Origin of the sequence: Acinetobacter sp. SM1B (assembly GCF_003289665.1) — a bacterium.
Taxonomy (GTDB): domain Bacteria; phylum Pseudomonadota; class Gammaproteobacteria; order Pseudomonadales; family Moraxellaceae; genus Acinetobacter; species Acinetobacter schindleri.
In genome coordinates this window covers 1-1,272 of sequence record NZ_QMBM01000024.1, presented here as the reverse complement: position 1 = coordinate 1,272, position 1,272 = coordinate 1, and the positions used below count along the sequence as shown (strand labels likewise).

General features: G+C 40.0%; 1 protein-coding gene. It reads right to left on the bottom strand.

Features of this window, described 5'->3' with window-relative positions:
- Nucleotides 1-21: 21 nt before the first annotated feature.
- The gene (locus tag C8322_RS14215; RefSeq protein ID WP_058951619.1) at nt 22-1,173 is read right to left on the bottom strand and encodes an IS4-like element ISAbe18 family transposase; all 1,152 of its coding nucleotides are present in this window, start codon (nt 1,171-1,173) and stop codon (nt 22-24) included.
- Nucleotides 1,174-1,272: the final 99 nt, after the last annotated feature.

Here is a 1,272-nt window from a genome sequence, read left to right as displayed (position 1 = left end):
CCATTGCTGTCCCACAATTTTTCACAAGAGGAAGCTCAAATGAGCTTCCTCTTGTTTTATGGGTATTTTATCGGGTGAAAATAAAGCTTTTAAAGTTCTTCTTTCAAACAAGTTCACTTGAATTATTCTGAGTAAACGTTGAACTGTCCAACCTGTTTTTCCTAAATGTTGAGCGAAACTCACCAATAAATAGGCGATCATCGCAATCCAGATTTGTGTCTGAATTGCGTTCCTGCTGCGGCCTAGAAACGCTTTTAATTTGAGATTCTGCTTAATCGCCTTAAAGAACAGCTCAACTTTCCAACGATCTTTATAAATCGCCGCAATGGTGGAGGCGGCTAAATGAAAGTTATTGCTGAGAAAGCTAAAGTGCTTGCCACTTTGCTGATCTCTATATTCAATTCTTCTTAACACTGGGGCTTTTCTTTTTAGGGCATGTGCGCTATTCAGCTGAATGGTTTCATCTTTTAGAATACCTTTGGATTCAAGCACTGGATGTTGCTGGATCACCTGATACACAGATTTAGGCCTAAAACGTGTGACAAATCCAATGTTTTGAGCAGTCAGATTTGCATACCATTGGTAATCGACATAGCCTTTATCAAAAACTACAATGCTGCCAGCAGGAAACTGGAATTTGCGGCCTTGTACCATGTCATTTTCTTTGCCATTTTCAACTGCAACAAACTCAGGAATATCATTACTGTGATTCAATCCTATACTGAGTTTCATGCTGGCTTTTGAGTCGTGAACTTTGGCCCATTCACATAAGGAAAGCGACAGGTCAATATGACTGGCATCCAAGGAATACAAGGGATTCTTAAAGCGAAATTTATGAGCTACTTTTGAGTGTTCATAGTATTTAAGCAACTTGTAAAATAGCTGTTGATACAAGGCAGCAGGCTGCTGCTCATTGATTCGTGCCAGCGTGCTTCGGGGAATAGACTTTGCTCCGAGATGACTTAGCTTTTCCTGTTGGCACTCCAAATTGGATTGAATATCTCTCAGACTTTGCCTACAAGAGAATTGAGACATCAATATGGCAATAAACTGATCCCACCGGGAAGCCGCTCTAAATTTCTGTCCAACATGGTGTACTTTAGCAAGTTGTTCAAAATCCTGTCGCACAACAGGTTTAATTAGCTCATGAAATACGGTATTCTGATGGGACAAAACCTGAATCCTGGTCGTTAAAGTGTTTGTTTGCACTCATATTTTAACTGTTAGGACTCAGGTTTTTTTATTTAAAGCAAACTATGGGACAGCAGTGGC